The organism is Agrobacterium sp., from assembly GCF_059499945.1.
On sequence record NZ_JCABZP010000002.1, the window covers coordinates 98717 to 116845 of the forward strand.

Annotated in this window: 18 protein-coding genes; 11 read left to right on the plus strand and 7 right to left on the minus strand. The window is 59.3% G+C overall.

What is annotated here, in order from left to right:
* Nucleotides 1-139: 139 nt before the first annotated feature.
* From AC5I5B_RS01495 to sufA, 7 genes are all read left to right on the plus strand, one after another.
* Nucleotides 140-1309 carry a cysteine desulfurase family protein gene (locus tag AC5I5B_RS01495; RefSeq protein WP_111834545.1) on the plus strand — a complete coding sequence of 390 codons (1170 nt, stop codon included), beginning with the start codon at nt 140-142 and terminating at the stop codon, nt 1307-1309.
* A 197-nt stretch (nt 1310-1506) separates the two neighbouring features.
* Nucleotides 1507-2976 (plus strand): Fe-S cluster assembly protein SufB, encoded by a 1470-nt coding sequence (gene sufB / locus AC5I5B_RS01500; RefSeq protein WP_060726327.1) that lies wholly within the window; start codon nt 1507-1509, stop codon nt 2974-2976.
* 72 nt (nt 2977-3048) lie between these two features.
* Nucleotides 3049-3804, plus strand: coding sequence for a Fe-S cluster assembly ATPase SufC (sufC, locus tag AC5I5B_RS01505; RefSeq protein ID WP_003507958.1), 756 nt, complete (start codon nt 3049-3051; stop codon nt 3802-3804).
* Nucleotides 3805-3828: 24 nt separating this feature from the next.
* A complete protein-coding gene (sufD, locus tag AC5I5B_RS01510; protein WP_111796303.1) occupies nt 3829-5100 on the plus strand; it encodes a Fe-S cluster assembly protein SufD in 1272 nt (423 codons plus the stop codon).
* Nucleotides 5093-6343 (plus strand): cysteine desulfurase, encoded by a 1251-nt coding sequence (locus AC5I5B_RS01515; protein WP_087744168.1) that lies wholly within the window; start codon nt 5093-5095, stop codon nt 6341-6343. Before sufD ends, AC5I5B_RS01515 begins: the two co-directional genes overlap by 8 nt.
* Before the next feature lie 36 nt (nt 6344-6379).
* Nucleotides 6380-6763 (plus strand): SUF system Fe-S cluster assembly protein, encoded by a 384-nt coding sequence (locus AC5I5B_RS01520; RefSeq protein ID WP_003507963.1) that lies wholly within the window; start codon nt 6380-6382, stop codon nt 6761-6763.
* A 105-nt stretch (nt 6764-6868) separates the two neighbouring features.
* Nucleotides 6869-7258 carry a Fe-S cluster assembly scaffold SufA gene (gene sufA, locus AC5I5B_RS01525; protein WP_003507965.1) on the plus strand — a complete coding sequence of 130 codons (390 nt, stop codon included), beginning with the start codon at nt 6869-6871 and terminating at the stop codon, nt 7256-7258.
* Nucleotides 7259-7453: 195 nt separating this feature from the next.
* Here the strand turns inward: sufA and AC5I5B_RS01530 are convergent, their stop codons facing one another.
* Nucleotides 7454-7729 (minus strand): hypothetical protein, encoded by a 276-nt coding sequence (locus AC5I5B_RS01530; RefSeq protein ID WP_003507967.1) that lies wholly within the window; start codon nt 7727-7729, stop codon nt 7454-7456.
* Between the two features lie 167 nt (nt 7730-7896).
* Here AC5I5B_RS01530 and AC5I5B_RS01535 point away from each other — a divergent pair, with 167 nt between their 5' ends.
* Together AC5I5B_RS01535 and AC5I5B_RS01540 are read left to right on the plus strand one after the other, a co-directional pair.
* Complete coding sequence (locus tag AC5I5B_RS01535) at nt 7897-8136, plus strand: hypothetical protein (RefSeq protein WP_495752199.1); 240 nt, start codon at nt 7897-7899, stop codon at nt 8134-8136.
* Entirely contained in the window at nt 8114-8623 is a 510-nt protein-coding gene (locus AC5I5B_RS01540; RefSeq protein ID WP_495752200.1) for a DUF6714 family protein, read from the plus strand. The genes AC5I5B_RS01535 and AC5I5B_RS01540 overlap by 23 nt, the downstream gene beginning before the upstream one ends.
* 92 nt (nt 8624-8715) lie before the next feature.
* Here the strand turns inward: AC5I5B_RS01540 and AC5I5B_RS01545 are convergent, their stop codons facing one another.
* Genes AC5I5B_RS01545 through AC5I5B_RS01555 form a run of 3 tightly spaced genes read right to left on the minus strand, consistent with a single transcriptional unit; the run spans nt 8716 to nt 11946 of the window.
* Nucleotides 8716-9924, minus strand: a complete 1209-nt coding sequence (locus AC5I5B_RS01545) for an ABC transporter permease (protein ID WP_003507972.1) — start codon at nt 9922-9924, stop codon at nt 8716-8718.
* A complete protein-coding gene (locus AC5I5B_RS01550) occupies nt 9914-10633 on the minus strand; it encodes an ABC transporter ATP-binding protein (protein WP_020012822.1) in 720 nt (239 codons plus the stop codon). The genes AC5I5B_RS01545 and AC5I5B_RS01550 overlap by 11 nt, the downstream gene beginning before the upstream one ends.
* 14 nt (nt 10634-10647) lie before the next feature.
* Nucleotides 10648-11946: an efflux RND transporter periplasmic adaptor subunit gene (locus tag AC5I5B_RS01555; RefSeq protein ID WP_060723292.1), complete on the minus strand. Its 1299-nt coding sequence runs from the start codon at nt 11944-11946 to the stop codon at nt 10648-10650.
* A gap of 237 nt (nt 11947-12183) precedes the next feature.
* Between AC5I5B_RS01555 and AC5I5B_RS01560 the strand changes: the two genes are divergently transcribed.
* Together AC5I5B_RS01560 and AC5I5B_RS01565 are read left to right on the plus strand one after the other, a co-directional pair.
* The gene (locus AC5I5B_RS01560; RefSeq protein ID WP_003507979.1) at nt 12184-12339 is read left to right on the plus strand and encodes a hypothetical protein; all 156 of its coding nucleotides are present in this window, start codon (nt 12184-12186) and stop codon (nt 12337-12339) included.
* A gap of 71 nt (nt 12340-12410) precedes the next feature.
* Entirely contained in the window at nt 12411-12908 is a 498-nt protein-coding gene (locus AC5I5B_RS01565; protein WP_236775570.1) for a VOC family protein, read from the plus strand.
* 141 nt (nt 12909-13049) lie between these two features.
* Here the strand turns inward: AC5I5B_RS01565 and AC5I5B_RS01570 are convergent, their stop codons facing one another.
* The 3 genes from AC5I5B_RS01570 to AC5I5B_RS01580 are packed head-to-tail and all read right to left on the minus strand — an operon-like array spanning nt 13050 to nt 18110.
* Nucleotides 13050-14894 carry a TniQ family protein gene (locus AC5I5B_RS01570; RefSeq protein ID WP_111834495.1) on the minus strand — a complete coding sequence of 615 codons (1845 nt, stop codon included), beginning with the start codon at nt 14892-14894 and terminating at the stop codon, nt 13050-13052.
* Nucleotides 14894-15883, minus strand: a complete 990-nt coding sequence (locus AC5I5B_RS01575) for an ATP-binding protein (protein WP_111834494.1) — start codon at nt 15881-15883, stop codon at nt 14894-14896. The genes AC5I5B_RS01570 and AC5I5B_RS01575 overlap by 1 nt, the downstream gene beginning before the upstream one ends.
* Before the next feature lies 1 nt (nt 15884).
* Nucleotides 15885-18110 carry a TnsB C-terminal domain-containing protein gene (locus tag AC5I5B_RS01580; protein WP_111834493.1) on the minus strand — a complete coding sequence of 742 codons (2226 nt, stop codon included), beginning with the start codon at nt 18108-18110 and terminating at the stop codon, nt 15885-15887.
* Nucleotides 18111-18129 lie beyond the last annotated feature (19 nt).

Consider the following 18129-nt stretch of genomic DNA (forward strand, 5'->3'; position numbering starts at 1 on the left):
TCTTTTCTAGAACGCAGTTTAGAATAATTCGAAACTTTGCGTGTGCTTAAGCACTCGGTCGTGTCATAAGGCAAGCGCAACTGTAATTTCAAGAAAAATGCGTTTTGGCGCAATTAAGATTGAGCGAAACTATTCCGCGATGACGGGTTTGACGCGCACATATATGGACTGGAACGCCACGGCGCCGCTTTTGCCCGCCGTGCGGGAGGTTCTCGTCTCCGCGCTGGAGATTGCCGGCAACCCGTCCTCCGTGCACCGGGAAGGGCGTGCCGCCCGCGCGGCCGTTGAGGCTGCCCGTCGTGATGTGGCGGTGCTTTGCGGCGCACAGGCATCCCACGTCACCTTTACCAGCGGGGCGACGGAAGCGGCCAATCTGGTGCTGACGCCGGATTTCAGGATGGGGCGCGCTCCCGTACGCTATGGTCGTCTTTACGTTTCGGCGATCGAACACCCCGCTTTTCGTGAAGGAGGCCGGTTCGGCAAGGCTGACGTTACGGAAATTCCCGTTACGTCAGCGGGTGTCATCGATCTTGCGGCCCTTGAGGCTCTGCTGTCTGCGCACGACAAGTCCACTGGTCTGCCGATGGTCGCCTGCATGCTGGTCAATAATGAGACCGGCATTCTTCAGCCGGTGGCTGAAGCGGCGCGGCTTGCACATGCAGCAGGGGGATTGATGGTTGTCGATGCCGTGCAGGCTGCTGGCCGCGTTCCGCTCGATATCAATGCATTGGATGCCGATTTCCTTGTGATCTCGTCCCACAAGCTTGGTGGCCCGAAGGGTGCTGGGGCGCTGGTGTCCCGCGGCGAGGTGATGATGCCAAAGCCGCTGATCCATGGTGGTGGCCAGGAAAAGGGACATCGTTCCGGTACTGAAAATACCCTGTCGGTCATCGGTTTCGGTGCCGCCGCCGCTATTGCTGCGCAAAACCTCGAGACCGAAGCGACGCGTCTTGCAGCGCTGCGCGCAAGGCTGGAAGACGGCATGCGGGCAGTCGCGCCTGACGTGATCATCTACGGTGAGGATGTCGGCCGTGTCGGCAATACCACGTTTTTCACCTTGCCCGGTTTGAAGGCGGAGACGGGCCAGATCGCCTTTGATATAGAAGGCATCGCGCTCTCGGCCGGTTCGGCCTGCTCTTCCGGCAAGGTGGGGGAAAGCCATGTGCTGACGGCGATGGGGCGCGACCCCAAGCTCGGCGCACTGAGGATTTCCCTTGGCCACGCGACTGATGAGGCAGATATTGAACGCACGCTTGCGGCGTTTACGAAAATTGCCGGGCGGCGCAAGCTGGCCGGTCAGGCCGCGTAAAATGCGGCAAAGAATTGCGGAATAGCAATTTTCCGCTTGCCGGGATGTGTGAAAAGCGCCATCCCGCACTTACATGGGTATAAGCTCCGCCCGTTTATGCGGCACGGACGATTTGCCCGAAGATGGATAAGGCGGCTTTCCGCCTTGATACGTTGACAAGCCACCGGACCTTGGCTCCGGCGAGATTGGAGAACGACATGGCAGCGGTTCAGGAAACGATCGATCAGGTCCGCCAGATCGATGTGGACCAGTATAAATACGGCTTCGAGACACAGATCGAAGTCGACAAGGCCCCGAAGGGCCTTTCGGAAGAGGTTATCCGCTTCATCTCGGCCAAGAAGCAGGAGCCGGAATGGATGCTGGAATGGCGTCTTGAGGCTTACAAGCGCTGGCTGACGATGGAAGAGCCGACATGGGCGCGCGTCAGCTATCCCAAGATCGACTTCAACGATCTCTATTATTATGCCGCACCGAAAAGCACCCCCGGCCCGAAGTCGCTGGACGAGGTCGATCCGGAACTGCTGAAGGTTTACGAGAAGCTCGGCATTCCGCTGAAGGAACAGGAACTCCTGGCCGGCGTGGAAAACCGCCGCGTGGCCGTGGATGCGGTGTTCGACAGCGTGTCCGTCGTCACCACCTTCAAGGCGGAACTGGCCAAGGCCGGCGTGATCTTCATGTCGATTTCCGAAGCCGTTCGCGAGCACCCGGATCTGGTGAAGAAATATCTCGGCTCGGTCGTTCCGACGACTGACAATTTCTACGCGACGCTGAACTCGGCTGTCTTTACCGACGGTTCCTTCGTGTTCGTGCCGAAGGGCGTGCGGTGCCCGATGGAGCTTTCCACCTATTTCCGCATCAACGAAAAGAACACCGGCCAGTTTGAACGCACGCTGATCATCGCCGAAGAAGGCGCCTACGTCTCCTATCTGGAAGGCTGCACCGCGCCGCAGCGCGACGAGAACCAGCTTCACGCCGCCGTGGTCGAACTCGTGGCACTCGACGATGCCGAAATCAAATATTCCACAGTCCAGAACTGGTATCCGGGCGACAAGGACGGCAAGGGCGGCATCTACAACTTCGTGACCAAGCGCGGCGATTGCCGTGGCGACCGTTCGAAGATCTCGTGGACGCAGGTTGAAACCGGTTCTGCCATCACCTGGAAATACCCGTCCTGCATTTTGCGCGGCGACGACAGCCGTGGCGAATTCTATTCGATTGCGGTTTCCAACGGCCATCAGCAGATCGACAGTGGCACCAAGATGATCCATCTCGGCAAGAACACGTCGAGCCGCATCATCGCCAAGGGCATTGCCGCCGGTTTCTCGGAAAACGTCTATCGCGGCCAGGTCTCGGCTCACCGCAAGGCGACCAACACGCGCAACTTCACGCAGTGCGACTCGCTTCTGATCGGCGACAAGTGCGGTGCCCATACCGTGCCCTATATCGAGGCGAAGAACTCGTCTGCTCATTTCGAGCATGAGGCGACCACGTCGAAGATTTCCGAAGACCAGCTGTTCTATTGCCTGCAGCGCGGCATTCCCGAGGAGTCGGCCATCGCACTGATCGTCAACGGCTTCGTGAAGGATGTCATCCAGCAGCTGCCGATGGAATTTGCGGTTGAAGCGCAGAAGCTGATCGGCATTTCGCTGGAAGGTTCGGTCGGCTGATCGTCATACGAATACGCACTTTGAGTGCGCGGTTTCGCGCACCTTCGCTCACACTATTCTTAGGATAAAACCATGCTTGAAATCATCGACCTGCACGCAAAGATCGCCGATACCGAAACCGAGATCATCAAGGGCCTCAACCTGAAGGTTGCTGCCGGTGAAGTTGCGGCCATCATGGGCCCGAACGGTTCCGGCAAGTCGACGCTGTCCTACATCCTGTCGGGCCGCGAAGACTATGAAGTCACCTCCGGTGACATCCTCTATAACGGCGAAAGCATTCTGGAACTGGATGCCGCCGAGCGCGCTGCCAAGGGTATTTTCCTGGCCTTCCAGTATCCGGTCGAAATTCCCGGTGTTGCCACCATGCAGTTCCTCAAGGTTGCTATGAACGAGCAGCGCAAGGCGCGCGGCGAGGCCGAGCTGACGACGCCGGACTTCATCCGTCGCGTCAAGGAAGCTGCCGGCGACCTGAAGATCGACATGGACATGCTGAAGCGTCCGCTGAACGTTGGGTTCTCCGGCGGTGAGAAGAAGCGCGCCGAAATCCTGCAGATGGCGCTGCTGGAGCCGAAGCTCTGCGTTCTCGACGAAACCGATAGCGGCCTCGACATCGACGCGCTGAAGATCGTGGCTGATGGCGTCAACGCGCTGAAGTCGCCGGATCGCGCCACTGTCGTCATCACCCACTACCAGCGCCTGCTCGATTACATCGTGCCTGATAGCGTTCACGTTCTTTACAAGGGCAAGATCATCCGTTCGGGCGACAAGGCCCTGGCGCTGGAGCTGGAAAACAATGGTTACGCCGACATCATCGGTGAAGCGGCCTAAGCCAGAGGCCAGGAGGTGATGTCCATGAACATTCAAACGACCAATCGGCTGACGCCAGCGGAAACCGCGCTGATCGACGCCTATACCGCCAAGTTCAGCGAATTGCCGGGCAATGGTGCGGTTGTCGCCGCCCGTGACGTGCTGTTCGACGATCTGAAGACCGGCGGTCTTCCGACCCGCCGCATCGAGGCGTGGCACTATACCGATCTCAAGAGCCTGTTGCGTGCCATTCCCGAGGACCAGCCCGCACCTGTTATCGAAAAGCAGGCGTCTGTTGTCGCCGGCTCGTCCGTCGCCTACGTGCTGCATGGCACGGCCAATGTCGGCAAGATCGAAGACATCAGCGTTTCCAGCTTTGCCGAGAGCCTGCTTGACGGCTCGGCCGCCACAGGCCTTGCGGAAGCCAGCAAGGACGACGTGATCGGCCGTATCAACGGCAGCTTCGTGCGCGACGGCCTGATGCTCGACATTCCCGCTGATGCCGAGATCGAAAAGCCGATCGAATTGCAGGCGATTCATGGCGCAGGTCAGGTTCACAGCCGCTTCCCGGTGCGCTTCGGCAAGGGTTCCAAGGCGACCGTCATCGAGCGTCACCTTTCGGTGACTTCGGATGCCGCCCTGGTTTCCTCCGTCACCGACATCGTTGTCGAAGACGGTGCGGAAGTGACCTGGATCATCCTGCAGCAACAGGGCGCGGCCGATATTCATCTTGGCCAGCTGCGCATGAAAATCGGTGCGGACGCCAAGATTCGTCTGTTCGTCATCAATGCCGGCGGCAAGCTGGTACGGCAGGAACTGCGCATCGACGTGGACGGCGAGGGTACTGACCTCATCGTTCGCGGCGTCAACCTGTTGGGCGGCGAAACCCATACCGACGTGACGATGGTTCTTGGCCACAACGTGCCGAACACGACCTCGACGGAAGTGTTCCGCAACGTGGTCTTCGACCGTGCAAAGGGCATTTTCCAGGGCATGATCCGGGTTGCCCCCGATGCCCAGAAGACCGATGCGAAGATGGCGTGTAATACGCTGCTGATGTCTGACGATGGCGAGTTCTCGGCAAAGCCGGAGCTTGAAATCTTCGCCGACGACGTTCAGTGCGGTCACGGTGCGACGGTTGCCGATATTGACGACAACCATCTCTATTATCTGATGGCGCGCGGCGTGCCGCGGGCAAAGGCGCGGGCGATGCTTGTCAACGCCTTCGTCGCTGAGATCGCCGAGGAACTGGAAGAAGAAAATCTGGTAGAGGCGCTGGAGACTATCATCTCCGGCTGGCTGGAACATCATGCCTGAGAGCGAACGCGCCGCATTGGCGGCCCCTTATGACGTTGAAGCCGTGCGGAAGGATTTCCCGATCCTGTCGCGCGAGGTCTATGGCAAGCCGCTGGTCTATCTCGACAACGGCGCGTCCGCTCAAAAACCGCAGGTGGTAATCGACGCCGTTTCTCATGCCTATTCCAATGAATATGCGAATGTGCATCGTGGCCTGCATTTCCTCTCCAATGCCGCAACCGACGCCTATGAGGCGGCGCGCGAAAAGGTGCGCCGTTTCCTGAATGCCGGTTCGGTGGACGAGATCGTCTTCACCAAATCCTCCACCGAGGCGATCAATACGGTTGCTTACGGTTACGGCATGCCAAAGATCGGCGAGGGCGACGAGATCGTCATCTCGATCATGGAACATCACTCCAACATCGTGCCGTGGCATTTCATTCGCGAGCGGCAGGGCGCCAAGCTTGTCTGGGTGCCTGTCGATGATGACGGCGCGTTCCATATCGAGGCTTTCGAAAAAAGCCTGACGGAGCGCACCAAGCTCGTTGCCATCACCCATATGTCGAATGCGCTGGGCACCATCGTGCCGGTCAAGGAAATCTGCCGCATCGCCCATGAGCGCGGCATTCCGGTGCTTGTCGATGGCTCTCAGGGCGCGGTTCACATGCCGGTCGACGTGCGCGATATCGATTGCGACTGGTACGTCATGACCGGCCACAAGCTTTACGGTCCCTCGGGCATCGGCGTGCTCTACGGCAAGGCTGACCGCTTGCGCGAGATGCGGCCGTTCCAGGGCGGCGGGGAGATGATCCTCGACGTTTCCGAAGACAACGTGACCTATAACGAGCCGCCGCACCGTTTCGAAGCCGGCACGCCGCCGATCGTGCAGGCCATCGGTCTCGGTTACGCGCTTGATTATATGGACAATCTCGGCCGTGCCGCGATTGCCGCGCATGAGGCAGATCTTGCGGCTTACGCCGCTGAGCGGCTGCGCGAGATCAATTCGCTGCGCATCATCGGCAATGCGCCTGACAAGGGCGGCATCTTCTCCTTCGAGCTCGAGGGCATCCATGCCCATGACGTTTCGATGGTGATCGACCGGCGCGGCGTTGCCGTGCGCGCCGGCACCCATTGTGCCATGCCGCTCTTGAAACGGTTCGGCGTCACCTCCACATGCCGGGCATCGTTCGGCCTTTACAATACCCGCGCCGAAGTAGACTCTCTTGTTGAGGCGCTGGAATATGCGCGCAAATTTTTCGCCTGATATCGGAATAAGAGATCAGGATTGAGGTTTAAGACCATGACTGCCGAAGCCACTGCAAAGACCCAGGATGCGACCGAAGCCCAGGAAAAGGTGTCCACCATTCCGCCGGATGAGCTGGCGCGCCTCAGCGACGACGTGATTGCGGCGCTGAAAACCGTCTACGACCCGGAAATTCCAGCCGATATTTTCGAACTCGGTCTCGTCTACAAGATCGATATCGAAGACGACCGGATGGTCAAGATCGTCATGACGCTGACGGCCCCGGGTTGCCCGGTGGCCGGTGAAATGCCGGGCTGGGTGGAAAATGCCGTGGGCGCCGTCGAGGGTGTTTCCGGTGTGACCGTCGAAATGACCTTCGATCCGCCGTGGACGCCGGACCGCATGTCGGAAGAAGCGCAGGTCGCCGTCGGCTGGTACTGACGTGATTTTGACAGGTGTCATCCCTTGATGACACTCTCAGGCGCTATTAAGTTGAATTCCATAAGCATCGAGCCTTGAACTCGATTGTCGAAGGAGAATGGGCCCATGGGCTTTGCGATCATGACCATGACCGGGGCTGCCGCCTCGCGTGTTAAAGCAATCGTTGAAAATTCCGGCCCTGATGCCAAGGGCGTGCGCGTCGGCATCAAGAAGGGCGGCTGCGCGGGCATGGAATATACGATCGACCTTGTGACCGAAGCGGATGCGAAGGACGATCTGGTCGAATTCGAAGGCGCCAGGGTCTGGGTTCAGCCTTCTGCCGTGCTTTATCTGCTCGGCACGCAGATGGATTTCGAAGTGACCAAGATGCGCTCTGGCTTCACCTTCAACAATCCGAACCAGACATCCGCCTGCGGCTGTGGTGAATCGGTTGAGCTGAAGCCTGCCGATCTGGCAGCGCTGGCAAAGCAGCGCGAGGCAGAGGCCAGCGTCTGATTGGTTACGGCTATCTCTGCGATGGAGAGGCAGACCTTTCTTATGCACGCAGCGCTCCCACAAACGCGACGTCATCCCCGTCAAATCGCTTGAGACGTTTGTAGATCCTCGGGTCAAGCCCGAGGATGATGGATGAGAGGTTTGAGGTTCTTTTTCCGCAAACTGCGCCCGGCGTAAAAATCAGCTTTCGAAGGATCATGACTGCTGTTTGAGGGTTTCGATAAAATCCGCCAGCGGATGAATTGATGGCGTCGTCGTCAATAGAGGTTCGAGAGCCGCCGCGATCATCCCGCAATCCCCCGCGGAAAGTGGCCGAAGGCTTGAAGTGACCTTGTTATAGTCGGGCTTGCCGCGTGACGCGAGGGAACGATTGATCACAAACACTTCCGTCTGCCCGTCAGTTCGTTCCACGAAGAGAGCGAGCGAACCGCCGTCCGCGGCAGCGGCGCTGTCCGATACCGATTTGAACATCCAGACTCCATCCGATAAACTTGAGGGTGAGCCTATCCGATTGACGCCCTGAAGCAAGGTTATCGGATATTCCGCGAGGTTTGGCAGGAGGTGCGTGACCACCTGCCACCCATACTGAAAAGGTATTTCGGACAGCTGACAGGACTGATCGTGGGGAGGAAACCGGGATGGAAATCAATAGCGCCTCGATTGATATCTGGACCATAGGTCTGATCGTCGCCGGCGTCGTGGCTGGTCTGACGCTGATCGTCGGCATTATTTATCTTACATTTTACTGGGAGGAGAAGGCGCGCCTGCGAGCGCGGTCTGCGACATCCAGGGGTGACACGCAGAATGGCCTTCAGTTCGAGCGGACCGAGGGTGGAGAATGGCCGACGGTGCACGGTGACGGGGGAACGCATCATTGAACAGGCGGATTATTTGATGCGACCGGAGCCAGATATTATCGCAAACGCGAAAGCGGCGGTGAGAGAAGCATTCGCGGGTGTCACCCTGGGTGGTGGCGTCGGCCTTTCCGAGGCGCAGGCGCTTGACGATTATGCGAATAATGAGGTTCGCGCCGCGTGTCGTGCTGGCGACGAGAAGAATGACTGGGCCGCTATCCCCGTGGAGGACCTCAACAGACATTCCGGCAGCCCCGCCTTCCTTGATGCTGAAGGAATGCGATTTCATCTGCCCGCCTATATGACTGCTGATCTCGATGGCGACTACAGGCACGAATTCGCACCCTATTCGTGCGGGTGCCAGGAGAAATTTTCCTTACTGACTCTGCTGCAACGGAATGCCGTGGAAGCGTATCTCCGCGCCATCAGTGAGAAGGAAAACCTGCCGCCCTATCAGGACGATATAGAGCGCGCGCTCGAAGAATGGGTGGATATGCGTGCTCCACGGTGAGCGATTAGAGCGGATCGGGTCAATCCCCAAGGAGGAGTTGCAGCTTGCCGTTTCTTCTCACACAAAGCCGGTTGCGGTTTGAACGCCGACTTTCACTCATGTCGCAACGCTTCTATCGGGCTCAGGCTTGCCGCCCGCCGTGCCGGGAAATACCCGAAAATCACCCCGATGGCCGCCGAAAAGGCGAAAGCGAGGAAGATGATCGAGGGGCTGGTGACAAAGGGCACGGTGAGATAGCTGACGACGGCATAAGCGAGGCCGAGGCCGGTAAGGATGCCGACGAGGCCACCGAAGGCCGACAGCATGACGGCTTCCACCAGAAACTGCGTCAGCACCTGTTTTTCCAGCGCGCCGATGGCAAGTCGAATGCCGATCTCGCGGGTGCGTTCCGTCACTGAGACCAGCATGATGTTCATGATGCCGATGCCGCCCACCAGAAGGCTGACGGCGGCGACCGCGCCCAAAAGCCCGGTCAGCAGCGTCGTCGTGCCGGTCATGGCCGAGGCGATCTGCGTCATGTCGTTGACGGTGAAGTCATCCTCACGGCCGATGCCGATGCGGCGGCGCTCGCGCAGCAGGTTCTGCAGGTCGCTCTGCACCTTGGCGGTGGAAACGCCATCCTGCGCTGAAACCATGATCGAGGAAATGGTGGTGGTGCCGCCAATGCGCCGCTGGTGGATTTTAAGCGGCATGATGATCGTGTCGTCCTGGTCGTCACCGAGGCCGGACTGGCCTTTTCTGGCCAGCACACCGATGACGGGGCAGGAGATGTTGCTGACGCGGATCGTCTGCCCCACAGGGTTTTCTGCCCCAAAGAGTTCCTGACGCACCGTTTCGCCGATGATGCAGCCGATCTGGCCGCCGCGATCTTCGGCGGGCTGGAAGTCGCGGCCGAGCGCAATGGTCCAGTCCTGCGCGATCAGATAATCGTTGGTGGTGCCGATGACACTTGTCTGGTGGTTCTTGCCGCCGAAAATGACGGTTGCGGCGGAACTGCGGTTCTGCGGCGCAACGGCACGGATGCCTGATATCTGGTTGCGGATGGCCTCGATATCGCGGTCGTCAAAGCGTTTGGCTTCGGTGCTCGCCCTTCCGGGGCCGAACTGGCCGGGGCGGACGAACAGCATGTTGGTGCCGAGCCGTGACAGTTCCGATTTCACCTGTTCCGTCGTGCCATTGCCGATGGTGACCATGGCGATGACGGCGGCCACGCCGATGACGACACCAAGCACGGTGAGGAAGGAGCGCAGCAGGTTGCGGCTGATGGCGCGCAGCGCAAGACGCGACGTTTCAAAGAACATCTGATGTCTCCTTTTTGTCCGCGGCGCTATCGGAGGCGAGATGGCCGTCGACAAAGCGCAGGAGGCGTCCGGCGTGGGCGGCGATATCCTCTTCATGCGTGACCATGACGACGGTGATGCCCCTGTCACGATTGAGTGCGGTGATCAGTTCCATGATCTCGACACTGGTTTTCGTATCGAGATTGCCGGTCGGCTCGTCGGCCAGAAGCAGGGCAGGGCGGGTGACGATGGCGCGTGCAATGGCCACACGCTGCTGCTGGCCGCCGGAAAGCTCCTGCGTGGTGTGGTCCTCGCGGCCCTTCAAACCTACCTGCGCCAGCGCCTCCATGGCGCGCTCGCGCCGTTCCGAGGCTTTCATGCCGCGATAGATCAGCGGCAGCTCGACATTTTCCACGGCCGAGGTGCGCGAGAGAAGATTGAAACCCTGAAACACGAAACCCAGCATGTGCCGGCGCAGCAGCGTCAAATGTTCATTGTCGAAACTGCTGGTCGGCACACCCTGGAACAGATATTCGCCTGATGTCGGCACATCCAGACAGCCTATGATGTTCATCGAGGTGGATTTGCCCGATCCTGACGGCCCCATGATGGCGACGAACTCCTTCTCGCGAATGGAGAGGCTGACGCCATCGAGCGCGCGGATCGTCGCTTCGCCGCGGCCATATTGCTTGACGACATCGCGGAATTCGATGAGCGGCGGCTGTTGCATGCGCTTGTCCTCCGTCAGCCGGCGTTGCGGGCCGTTGCGTCGGTGATCACCTGGTCATCGGCCTTCAACTCGCCCGATTTTACCACGGTATGCTGGCCGTCGGTGGAACCGGTTTCAATGGAAACGGAGACCGGATTGTTGTTGCGCAGCACCCAGACCGTTCTTTTGCCTGTCGCAGCCTGGCCGGCGTCGCGGTTCTGCGAGCGGCCCATGCGGGGCGGGCGGAACAGGCTCATCAGCCCGCCGCCACGGGAGGCGGATTCGCGCGGCGGCGTATAACGAAGCGCGGAATTCGGCACCAGCAGCGTGTCCTTGATTTCCTCGACAATGATATTGGCGGTCGCCGTCATGCCGGGGCGCAGCAGCAGTTCCTCATTGTCGACAGTCAATATGCCCTTGTAGGTCACCACGTTGGACACGGTTTCGGACGCGAAGCGCACGGTCTCGATCTCGGCCGGGAAACTGCGGTCGGGATAGGCATCGACGTTAAAATTGGCCTTCTGGCCGGTTTCGACCTTGCCGACATCGGCCTCATCCACTGAGACCTGCAATTCCATGTGGCGCAGATCACCGGCGATGGTGAAGAGAACAGGGGCGTTGAGCGAGGAGGCGACGGTGGCGCCGGGATCGACGCTGCGGGTGAGGATGACGCCATCGATGGGCGAGACGATCTTTGCCTTGCCGAGATTGACCTCGGCGAGCCTCAGATCCGCCTCCGCTGACAGCACCGTTGCCTCGTTGACCTGCAGCGTGGCGGCGGCGGCATCATGGGTGAACTGCGCCGCATCCAGATCCTGCTGGCTGGACACCCGGTTCTGCACCAGCGATCTCAGGCGCTCCATCGAGGTTTTTGCCGAGCCGAGATCGGCGCGCGCCTTCAGCACATTGGCCTTGGCGGAGGCAAGCTTGGCGCGGGCGCTCTGCACATCGGCCTCCAGCTTGTTGGTATCCAGTTCCGCCAACACGTCTCCGGCCTTGACCGGCGTATTATAGGTGACGTTGACCTTGCGCACCGTGCCGGACAGTTCGCTCGATATATCGACCTGATCCGTCGGCTGAACCGAGCCCGTGGAGGTGACGATGACCGAGAGATCGCCCTGACGCGCGGCCTCCGTGGTGTAGCTATAGGCGACGCCGGCTGCGCGTGACTGGTAATAATAACCAAGGCCCCCGCCAATCAGCACAATGGCTGCTGCGGCATAGAGATATCGGCGCGACTTTTTCTTGCGGCCGTTTCTGTTTGTTCCCAGAATCTCGCGCAGATCGGGCTGGCTGTTTTTTGTATCGCTGCCACTCGTATTGGCGTCATTCATTCTCATCACCCGCAAAGTTCAAAATACCACAGAGGGTTGTTTCCGCTCTCCGGTTTGTCCGTCCATCTGTCGCCGTTGTATTCCTCTGATTGTGGGAAGTGACATAGCTTGCCCTGAGGGTGAAGTGAAAACTTGGTAATATTTATGATAGTTCTGGTCTGTTAGAGATAAATCCGGAAATATCGATGCCATAAACGCGGCTGAGCTTTCAGCGGCGACATTCAGGACGATGATGAAATGAACGACAATGTGGTGAAGTTCCGCAAACCGGTGCCGCCGAAGAAGCCACGCGAACCGCTGGGGCCGAAAGCCAGGAAGGCCTTGACGATTGCGGCTGTCATCGCGTTTTTTGTGGCGGTGTGGGGGTATTTCACACTGTTTGGGCAGGGGTAGGGCTGTGAGGGCCTGTTTATGACGGCTATGGCCTAAGCGGACTTTGTTCGGTGAGCGTGGGAAGCCTCGGAATGGTCACCCTGGAGACGAGGACGCCGAATGCCATGAGACTTGCTCACATCAATCTTGTTGCCCGCAATGTGGAAGCACTTGCCACGTTTTACGTGAACGTCATGAAATGCGATGTTCTTCGCGAACCGAGGACATTATCCGGCGAAAAGGTTTCCCGGGGAAACGGGCTTTCAAACTCAGAAATTCGTACAGTCTGGCTTAGATTCCCAGAACTGGAGCAGCCTTTTCTGGAGATTCACGAACACAGGGTCACCCATCCCCGTGAACAGCCAAGGGTTAATGAACCCGGCTTTGGGCACTTAGCTTTCCAGATGGAAGATATTAGTGCGACCCTCTCCAGCATCATCGAAGCCGGCGGCGCACAGATCGGGCAGATTACTGATTTCGGGACGCCGGAGATGCCCTATCTGATCGCTTATGCACGCGATCCGGAAGGAAATGTGCTTGAGCTTGAACAGACTGATTACGCGGTCTTGGTTTGTCCATTTTGCAAATAGACCCATTGAATTCACATGGGAATTTTTTGACCTTCCAAACAGATGCGGGCATTCCGCTGCGTTTGATTTGGGCACATTTCCAGATAGGGCGCAAAAAAGCCCGCCGGAGCGGGCCTCAAAGAGTCAAAATGTAAGACTTCGCTAGAGACGAATGCCAGCCTGGATCAGGTCCGACCTTCTGTAGAAACGGGCGATGAATCCTTCGGGTTCGAAGATCGGCGAAAGGCCGACGTCCTCCAATTCAACCTTGATTGCGGCCCTGTAACCTTGGCGAGATTTGGCGATCTCCGTCAGGGAAGCATGCGCCGCATGGAACTCTGCCAAGGACTGCCGCTCAATGAACTTCACAACATGCCCCGTTTTCCGGCGGACGGTCCGCTGACGGAGGTAACCGCGCTTGATGAGGTCCGCGACCGTGATGGTCGTTGTGCCGAGCGCGAGTTCAGCCTCCTTGAGCCGCATCAGTTCGGCGTCGCCTCCCGCCAGGGGGGTGCCTTTTTTCTGCTCTTTTCGGGCCTCTGCGGACGCGGGCGTCGGTGAAGCAATATGGACCCGTTCGAAGACTGGTCCGTCGCCGGAAACGATGAACGCCTCGACACCCCCGTCCAAGACCATTTCCACAAGTCGGTTGAACGGCTGACGAAATGCAGGAGCCGCTGAGGCAAGCGACACCAAACCCTCCGTGAATGCTACAACGGTCGATTTGTTCTCGAGAGATTGAACCAGAGCGTCCAACGCACCAATTTCGATTCTGACGAAGGCTCGCTCGCCGTCGACCCGCTTCTCGACTTGCGTCAGGACACCGACGCTCAAAAGACCGTGTACCATTTCTTCGCTGACACCCAACACGTCTCCTGCCTCCCTGCTGTTCAGCGTGTCGCGTGCCGCTTGAAGGATCGGCCGCAAGGTGGCAGCATCGAAGTATGTAGAGGCGTCAGAGAGGCCGTCACGAAAGCTAGGATCGTTTGCCTTCATCAAGGCCCTGATCCGATCGTGGGGAAGACCATACTCGGCGTGTGCGGAGCTCACACTGTGAAAGTGTCTGGTCCGCACGGGCTTGAAGATGGTCTGCCCCTCACCGAATGGCATGTTGCGCTCGAGGATATCCTGCATGAGATCGATTACAGGCCCATACGCTTCTTTGACGAGGTTGCGGCGCAGCCACCTCACCATCGGCCCGAGAACCAACTCGACATACTGCATTTTCGGGCGCTTATCATCGATGACTTTCCCGATGACGCGACGGATTTCACCTTCGCCCGATACTGCGAGATTGAATCCCCATTCGCGAAGGTCGGTCTCGTCGTGCATCCACGCCTTGATGTCGTGAAGGACCAGGAAGTCACCGAGATAGCGGGTGAACTCGGCAGCGACATGTGCGTCGAGCCTGCCGAGGAAGCCATCCCCTCCAACCAGGAACACCCTGTCGCGCATATACGCATCCAGTCGAGGCTGGCGGCTCGGCGCATAAGCCGCCGCGGCGTCCTCGATAAATTCGAGATTGGCATTCACGAATTGCGGGAAATCGTGAATGCCGCCAGCGGCATCCACTGCCACTTCCGTTAGCCGGCAGCCGTGAACTGGACATCCTTCGATCCCGCGAATGGTCCACCACGCACGGCGATAGGCACGGGACGCCAAACGTCCCGCCTCCCTTTCTCGGTCTTCCAGCACGCATTGGGCACAGAAGCGATGCATTCGGCCCGGACGCATGTCCTTGCTGAGGGTTGCACATCCCATCTGCCAGGTGCCGCCAGCCCCAGACGCCCTCGCGGTCAGTTTTCCCAGCGCAGCGACGGGCACCCCAGACCACTCGCTGACCAACGACAGGGCATCCATCTCTCCGTGGACGATGGCATTGGCCGTGGTGTCCGTGTGTGCGAGAAACTCCCGCAGAGACGGATATCCGTTGGCGGCGGCAAGACGGGCGACCAGATCGATCGCCGCCTCGTCCTCGTGATGGGCAAGCGTTACGGGCAGAACCATCACTTGCCTCCCTTGCCAGCGGTGGCCAAGTCGGCCAGCGCGTTGCCAGGATCGATTTCGCTCCAGCGCGCGGCGGTGAACACGTTATCGCTCGGAAGGCAACCGGTGTCCCGCTGGTAGTTGTAAGCGAAGGCGCGGCGATCTACTGTACCCTTGCCCTTGTGCATGACGAGGAAGCACGCCGCTTGGACTGCCTCGATGATCTTCCCGTAGCACCCGCTGTTGGCGGCGCACAGACGGCCGAGGAAATCGTCGGTACGGAGTTCCTCGGGGAGGCTCAGGCCGCACTTGCCTTCAACGATGTCGGCCAACACCTGCACGATGCTGGCCTTGTCTCCGTGCAGGCTCAGCGGGATGAAGCGCATGACCATTGAACGGTTGGCCAGTTGCTGATCGCCCGTAAGCAGCTCCGCGAGCTCCGGCATTCCGGAATAGATCGTGTGCAACGGCCAGTCATCGATCTGCATCAGGCTCTTGAGACGATCCTGGACGTCGAGGATCGCGCGGCTGCGGCTGTGGCGCAGCAGGTGCTGTGCTTCGTCCACGTGGAGATAGATGATCCCGCGCTCGCGCAACTGGGCCTTCACGGTCGCGAAGAGCTGGCCTTCCGTCATCCTCGCCTTAGACGGTACTCCGATGGCATCCAGGATCGCCATGGCGAAGTCTTTCGTCGTGCACGGCTTCGGTGCCTCGATGCTCAGCAGCGGCCGCACGGTCTCACCGAACTCGTTCTTCCGCGGCTGGAATTCGGGAATGCGGCTGAAGTGATGACGGAGCGCGAAGGACTTACCGCTGCCCGAGGCCCCGATGAGGAACAGAGCGCGCCGGCGCGATCCTACGCCGCGACGGCAAGCTTCTACATTGTCGGCTAGGTCGTGCAGCATCGTGTCCAGCCGCGTGTCGCGTGCGTGTTCGATGTAGCCGCTGTAGACTTCGGCCTTCTTGTCGTTGATCGCGTCGAAAGCGATGACGTTCGTAGCGTTTTCCATATCAGTACTCCTCATAGTAGTTGTCAGTGGTTTCGGCAGGAGTCGGCGTTTCGGCCGGCGTCTGCTCAACGGCGGCGGCACGCTTCTTCTTCCGCGCATCGCGTTCGCGTTCTGCGTGGAATTCGGGGATCAAACGGGAATCGGAGACCGATCCGTCACGGAGAGGGTCCGAGGGAAGCGCGAAGGCAGTCGTAAGGGTTGGTGTGTCCGCCGACTTCACGGCGACCCACGCGCCGAACAACTCGGCCTCGAGGGCTTCATAGTGTTCGGCCGTCATGTTGCGCGGGGTCAGGTTCGCGCGGAGCGCTGCGGCCCTTCCGCTCTCGGCAAGGCGGTTGATAGTTCGGTTCATCGCAGCGAGACCAGCCTCCGCCTCGGCGGCGTGCTGTGTCCGGAGGTCATGGCGGGCGACAATCCACTCTGCCAGAGACAGGTTGCGCGCGATATCGACCTTGTTCTCGACGACGAACCACCCCTTGTCACCCCGGACCGCGATGTGCTCCAGATTCTCGGGATCGACCTTGATCTCGAATTCCATCTGTCCGTACTTCTTGCGCTGGCGGTCCAGCTCCTCGTTGGCGTACGGGATGCCCATGAATGGTATGCCGTATTGCCCGATGCGGCGCTTGAACTTCGTACCGAAGACATGCAGCATGAATTCGGGGTCTTGGCTCGGGAACTCGATGTCGTGTTCTTGGGTGGCGCGAACCCAGGCGTTATGCGGAGACGCCCCACCAAGGCCACTGTGCGGCTTGTTGTGGTAGATGTCGCAGATCGCCAGGGTGAAGAGCTGGATCATCTCGTCGACCTGCAGACTGATCTGATGTTCCGGGTTGTAATCACCCTTCTCGGCGATCGACCCGAACGTTCTGCCGTCGAAGAACGACGCGATCAGCGGGCCGATCGAGTGGAACAGGCTCTCGATGAAGGGACGAGCTTTGGGATTGCCCGCCTGCGGCCGGTTAAACGTGATCTTCGCCGCGCGCATGATGCCTTCGACAAGCGCGTTGGCGAATTCCGTGCCGTTGTCGCTGAAGATGTTGCGCGGCTGGACCATCCCGATCCACGGCGTCTCCGCCCCGACGAAGTCGGAAATGTGCCGCTTGTCGGACATGATCATACGGATGGCCGCCGCTGCCGAAACGGCGTTCGGGTTGACGCTCGCCCTGAACGCAAGAATGTAGCGTGTGGCAACATCGATCGCCGCCACAAACCAGATGCGCTTACCGACCATCGCCTCTTTGTACGATGGCGGAAGGATGTCCCACATCCCGGTTTCAACGAAGAGGGCCATGAGATCGACGTTCCAGAAGTCGATCTCGATGCGCTCGCCGACGAACAACGCGGGGATGCCACCTCTCTTCGACATCCCGAAGCGCTTGAGCGCCGAGGCACGACCGTGGCGGCCGTCCCATTTGTCGAACTCGTCGAATTTCGAGATCATAGTCTCGAACTTGTGGCGGGTGACCTTCAGGAGCGGCGTGGTGCGCTCTGCATTCACCTTCTCCAGTGCTGCCAGATAGTCACGGTAGACCTGCGCCATTGTGGGCTTACGGTCCGTCATGTAATTGAGGGCTTGCTTGTGGGCGAACGCCGTTGAATCCGCGTCAACCTTGCGAAGGTGCAGGCCAGGACCGTGATGGCGGTGGACGATTCCGAGGGTATCGCCACCGCAGGCGTGATAACGCTTGTAGTCGCGGCGGAACGTCTTCACCGACGGTGTCGGAAAGGTCTTTACTTCGACCATCGCGTCGGCGCGGACGTCTGTATCCTCGTCATCGAGACCTAGCATCTCGGCGATGATTTCTCTGCGCCAGGCTCTGAGCTTGGCCTCGAACATCTCCTTCGACCATCGCGGCTTTTTGCCGAGAGTCAGCCATTCTGCATCGAAGCGCTTGATGAGCTTTTCGCGAAACAACGCGAGGTCACGGCGCTTGCCGACAATGTCTGAGAACGTGTTGTCGCCGAAAATCGCGCGCAGACGCTGGTTTTCAGGATCGTTGTAGCCATAGCGGATTTTGGCAACTCCGCCGGCGAGTTTCGAATAGACCTCACCGTGCAACACGAAGCGTTCGTCGCTGACGTTCGCCTCGTTGCTAAAGGTCCACCCGTCGGCGTCTCGTTTCTTGGGTTTCCAGTTAACGTCGTCATCGGTGAAGCGATCGGCGTGACGCATTCTGACGATGGCGTGGCGGAAGAGGCTGGGTCTCTGGAAGTCGGTCAGCATCGCAGGCTCCTTTTAGGGC

Bases quoted from the DNA above. Each gene is read 5' to 3' on its own strand.
- AC5I5B_RS01550 (WP_020012822.1), bottom strand. From the start codon at position 10,633: ATGCAACAGCCGCCGCTCATCGAATTCCGCGATGTCGTCAAGCAATAT.
- AC5I5B_RS01545 (WP_003507972.1), bottom strand. From the start codon at position 9,924: ATGTTCTTTGAAACGTCGCGTCTTGCGCTGCGCGCCATCAGCCGCAAC.
- sufB (WP_060726327.1), top strand. From the start codon at position 1,507: ATGGCAGCGGTTCAGGAAACGATCGATCAGGTCCGCCAGATCGATGTG.
- AC5I5B_RS01530 (WP_003507967.1), bottom strand. From the start codon at position 7,729: ATGTTCAAATCGGTATCGGACAGCGCCGCTGCCGCGGACGGCGGTTCG.
- AC5I5B_RS01535 (WP_495752199.1), top strand. From the start codon at position 7,897: ATGGAAATCAATAGCGCCTCGATTGATATCTGGACCATAGGTCTGATC.
- AC5I5B_RS01555 (WP_060723292.1), bottom strand. From the start codon at position 11,946: ATGAATGACGCCAATACGAGTGGCAGCGATACAAAAAACAGCCAGCCC.
- sufA (WP_003507965.1), top strand. From the start codon at position 6,869: ATGGGCTTTGCGATCATGACCATGACCGGGGCTGCCGCCTCGCGTGTT.
- AC5I5B_RS01495 (WP_111834545.1), top strand. From the start codon at position 140: ATGACGGGTTTGACGCGCACATATATGGACTGGAACGCCACGGCGCCG.
- AC5I5B_RS01520 (WP_003507963.1), top strand. From the start codon at position 6,380: ATGACTGCCGAAGCCACTGCAAAGACCCAGGATGCGACCGAAGCCCAG.
- AC5I5B_RS01580 (WP_111834493.1), bottom strand. From the start codon at position 18,110: ATGCTGACCGACTTCCAGAGACCCAGCCTCTTCCGCCACGCCATCGTC.
- AC5I5B_RS01560 (WP_003507979.1), top strand. From the start codon at position 12,184: ATGAACGACAATGTGGTGAAGTTCCGCAAACCGGTGCCGCCGAAGAAG.
- sufC (WP_003507958.1), top strand. From the start codon at position 3,049: ATGCTTGAAATCATCGACCTGCACGCAAAGATCGCCGATACCGAAACC.
- AC5I5B_RS01565 (WP_236775570.1), top strand. From the start codon at position 12,411: ATGGTCACCCTGGAGACGAGGACGCCGAATGCCATGAGACTTGCTCAC.
- sufD (WP_111796303.1), top strand. From the start codon at position 3,829: ATGAACATTCAAACGACCAATCGGCTGACGCCAGCGGAAACCGCGCTG.
- AC5I5B_RS01575 (WP_111834494.1), bottom strand. From the start codon at position 15,883: ATGGAAAACGCTACGAACGTCATCGCTTTCGACGCGATCAACGACAAG.
- AC5I5B_RS01515 (WP_087744168.1), top strand. From the start codon at position 5,093: ATGCCTGAGAGCGAACGCGCCGCATTGGCGGCCCCTTATGACGTTGAA.
- AC5I5B_RS01570 (WP_111834495.1), bottom strand. From the start codon at position 14,894: ATGGTTCTGCCCGTAACGCTTGCCCATCACGAGGACGAGGCGGCGATC.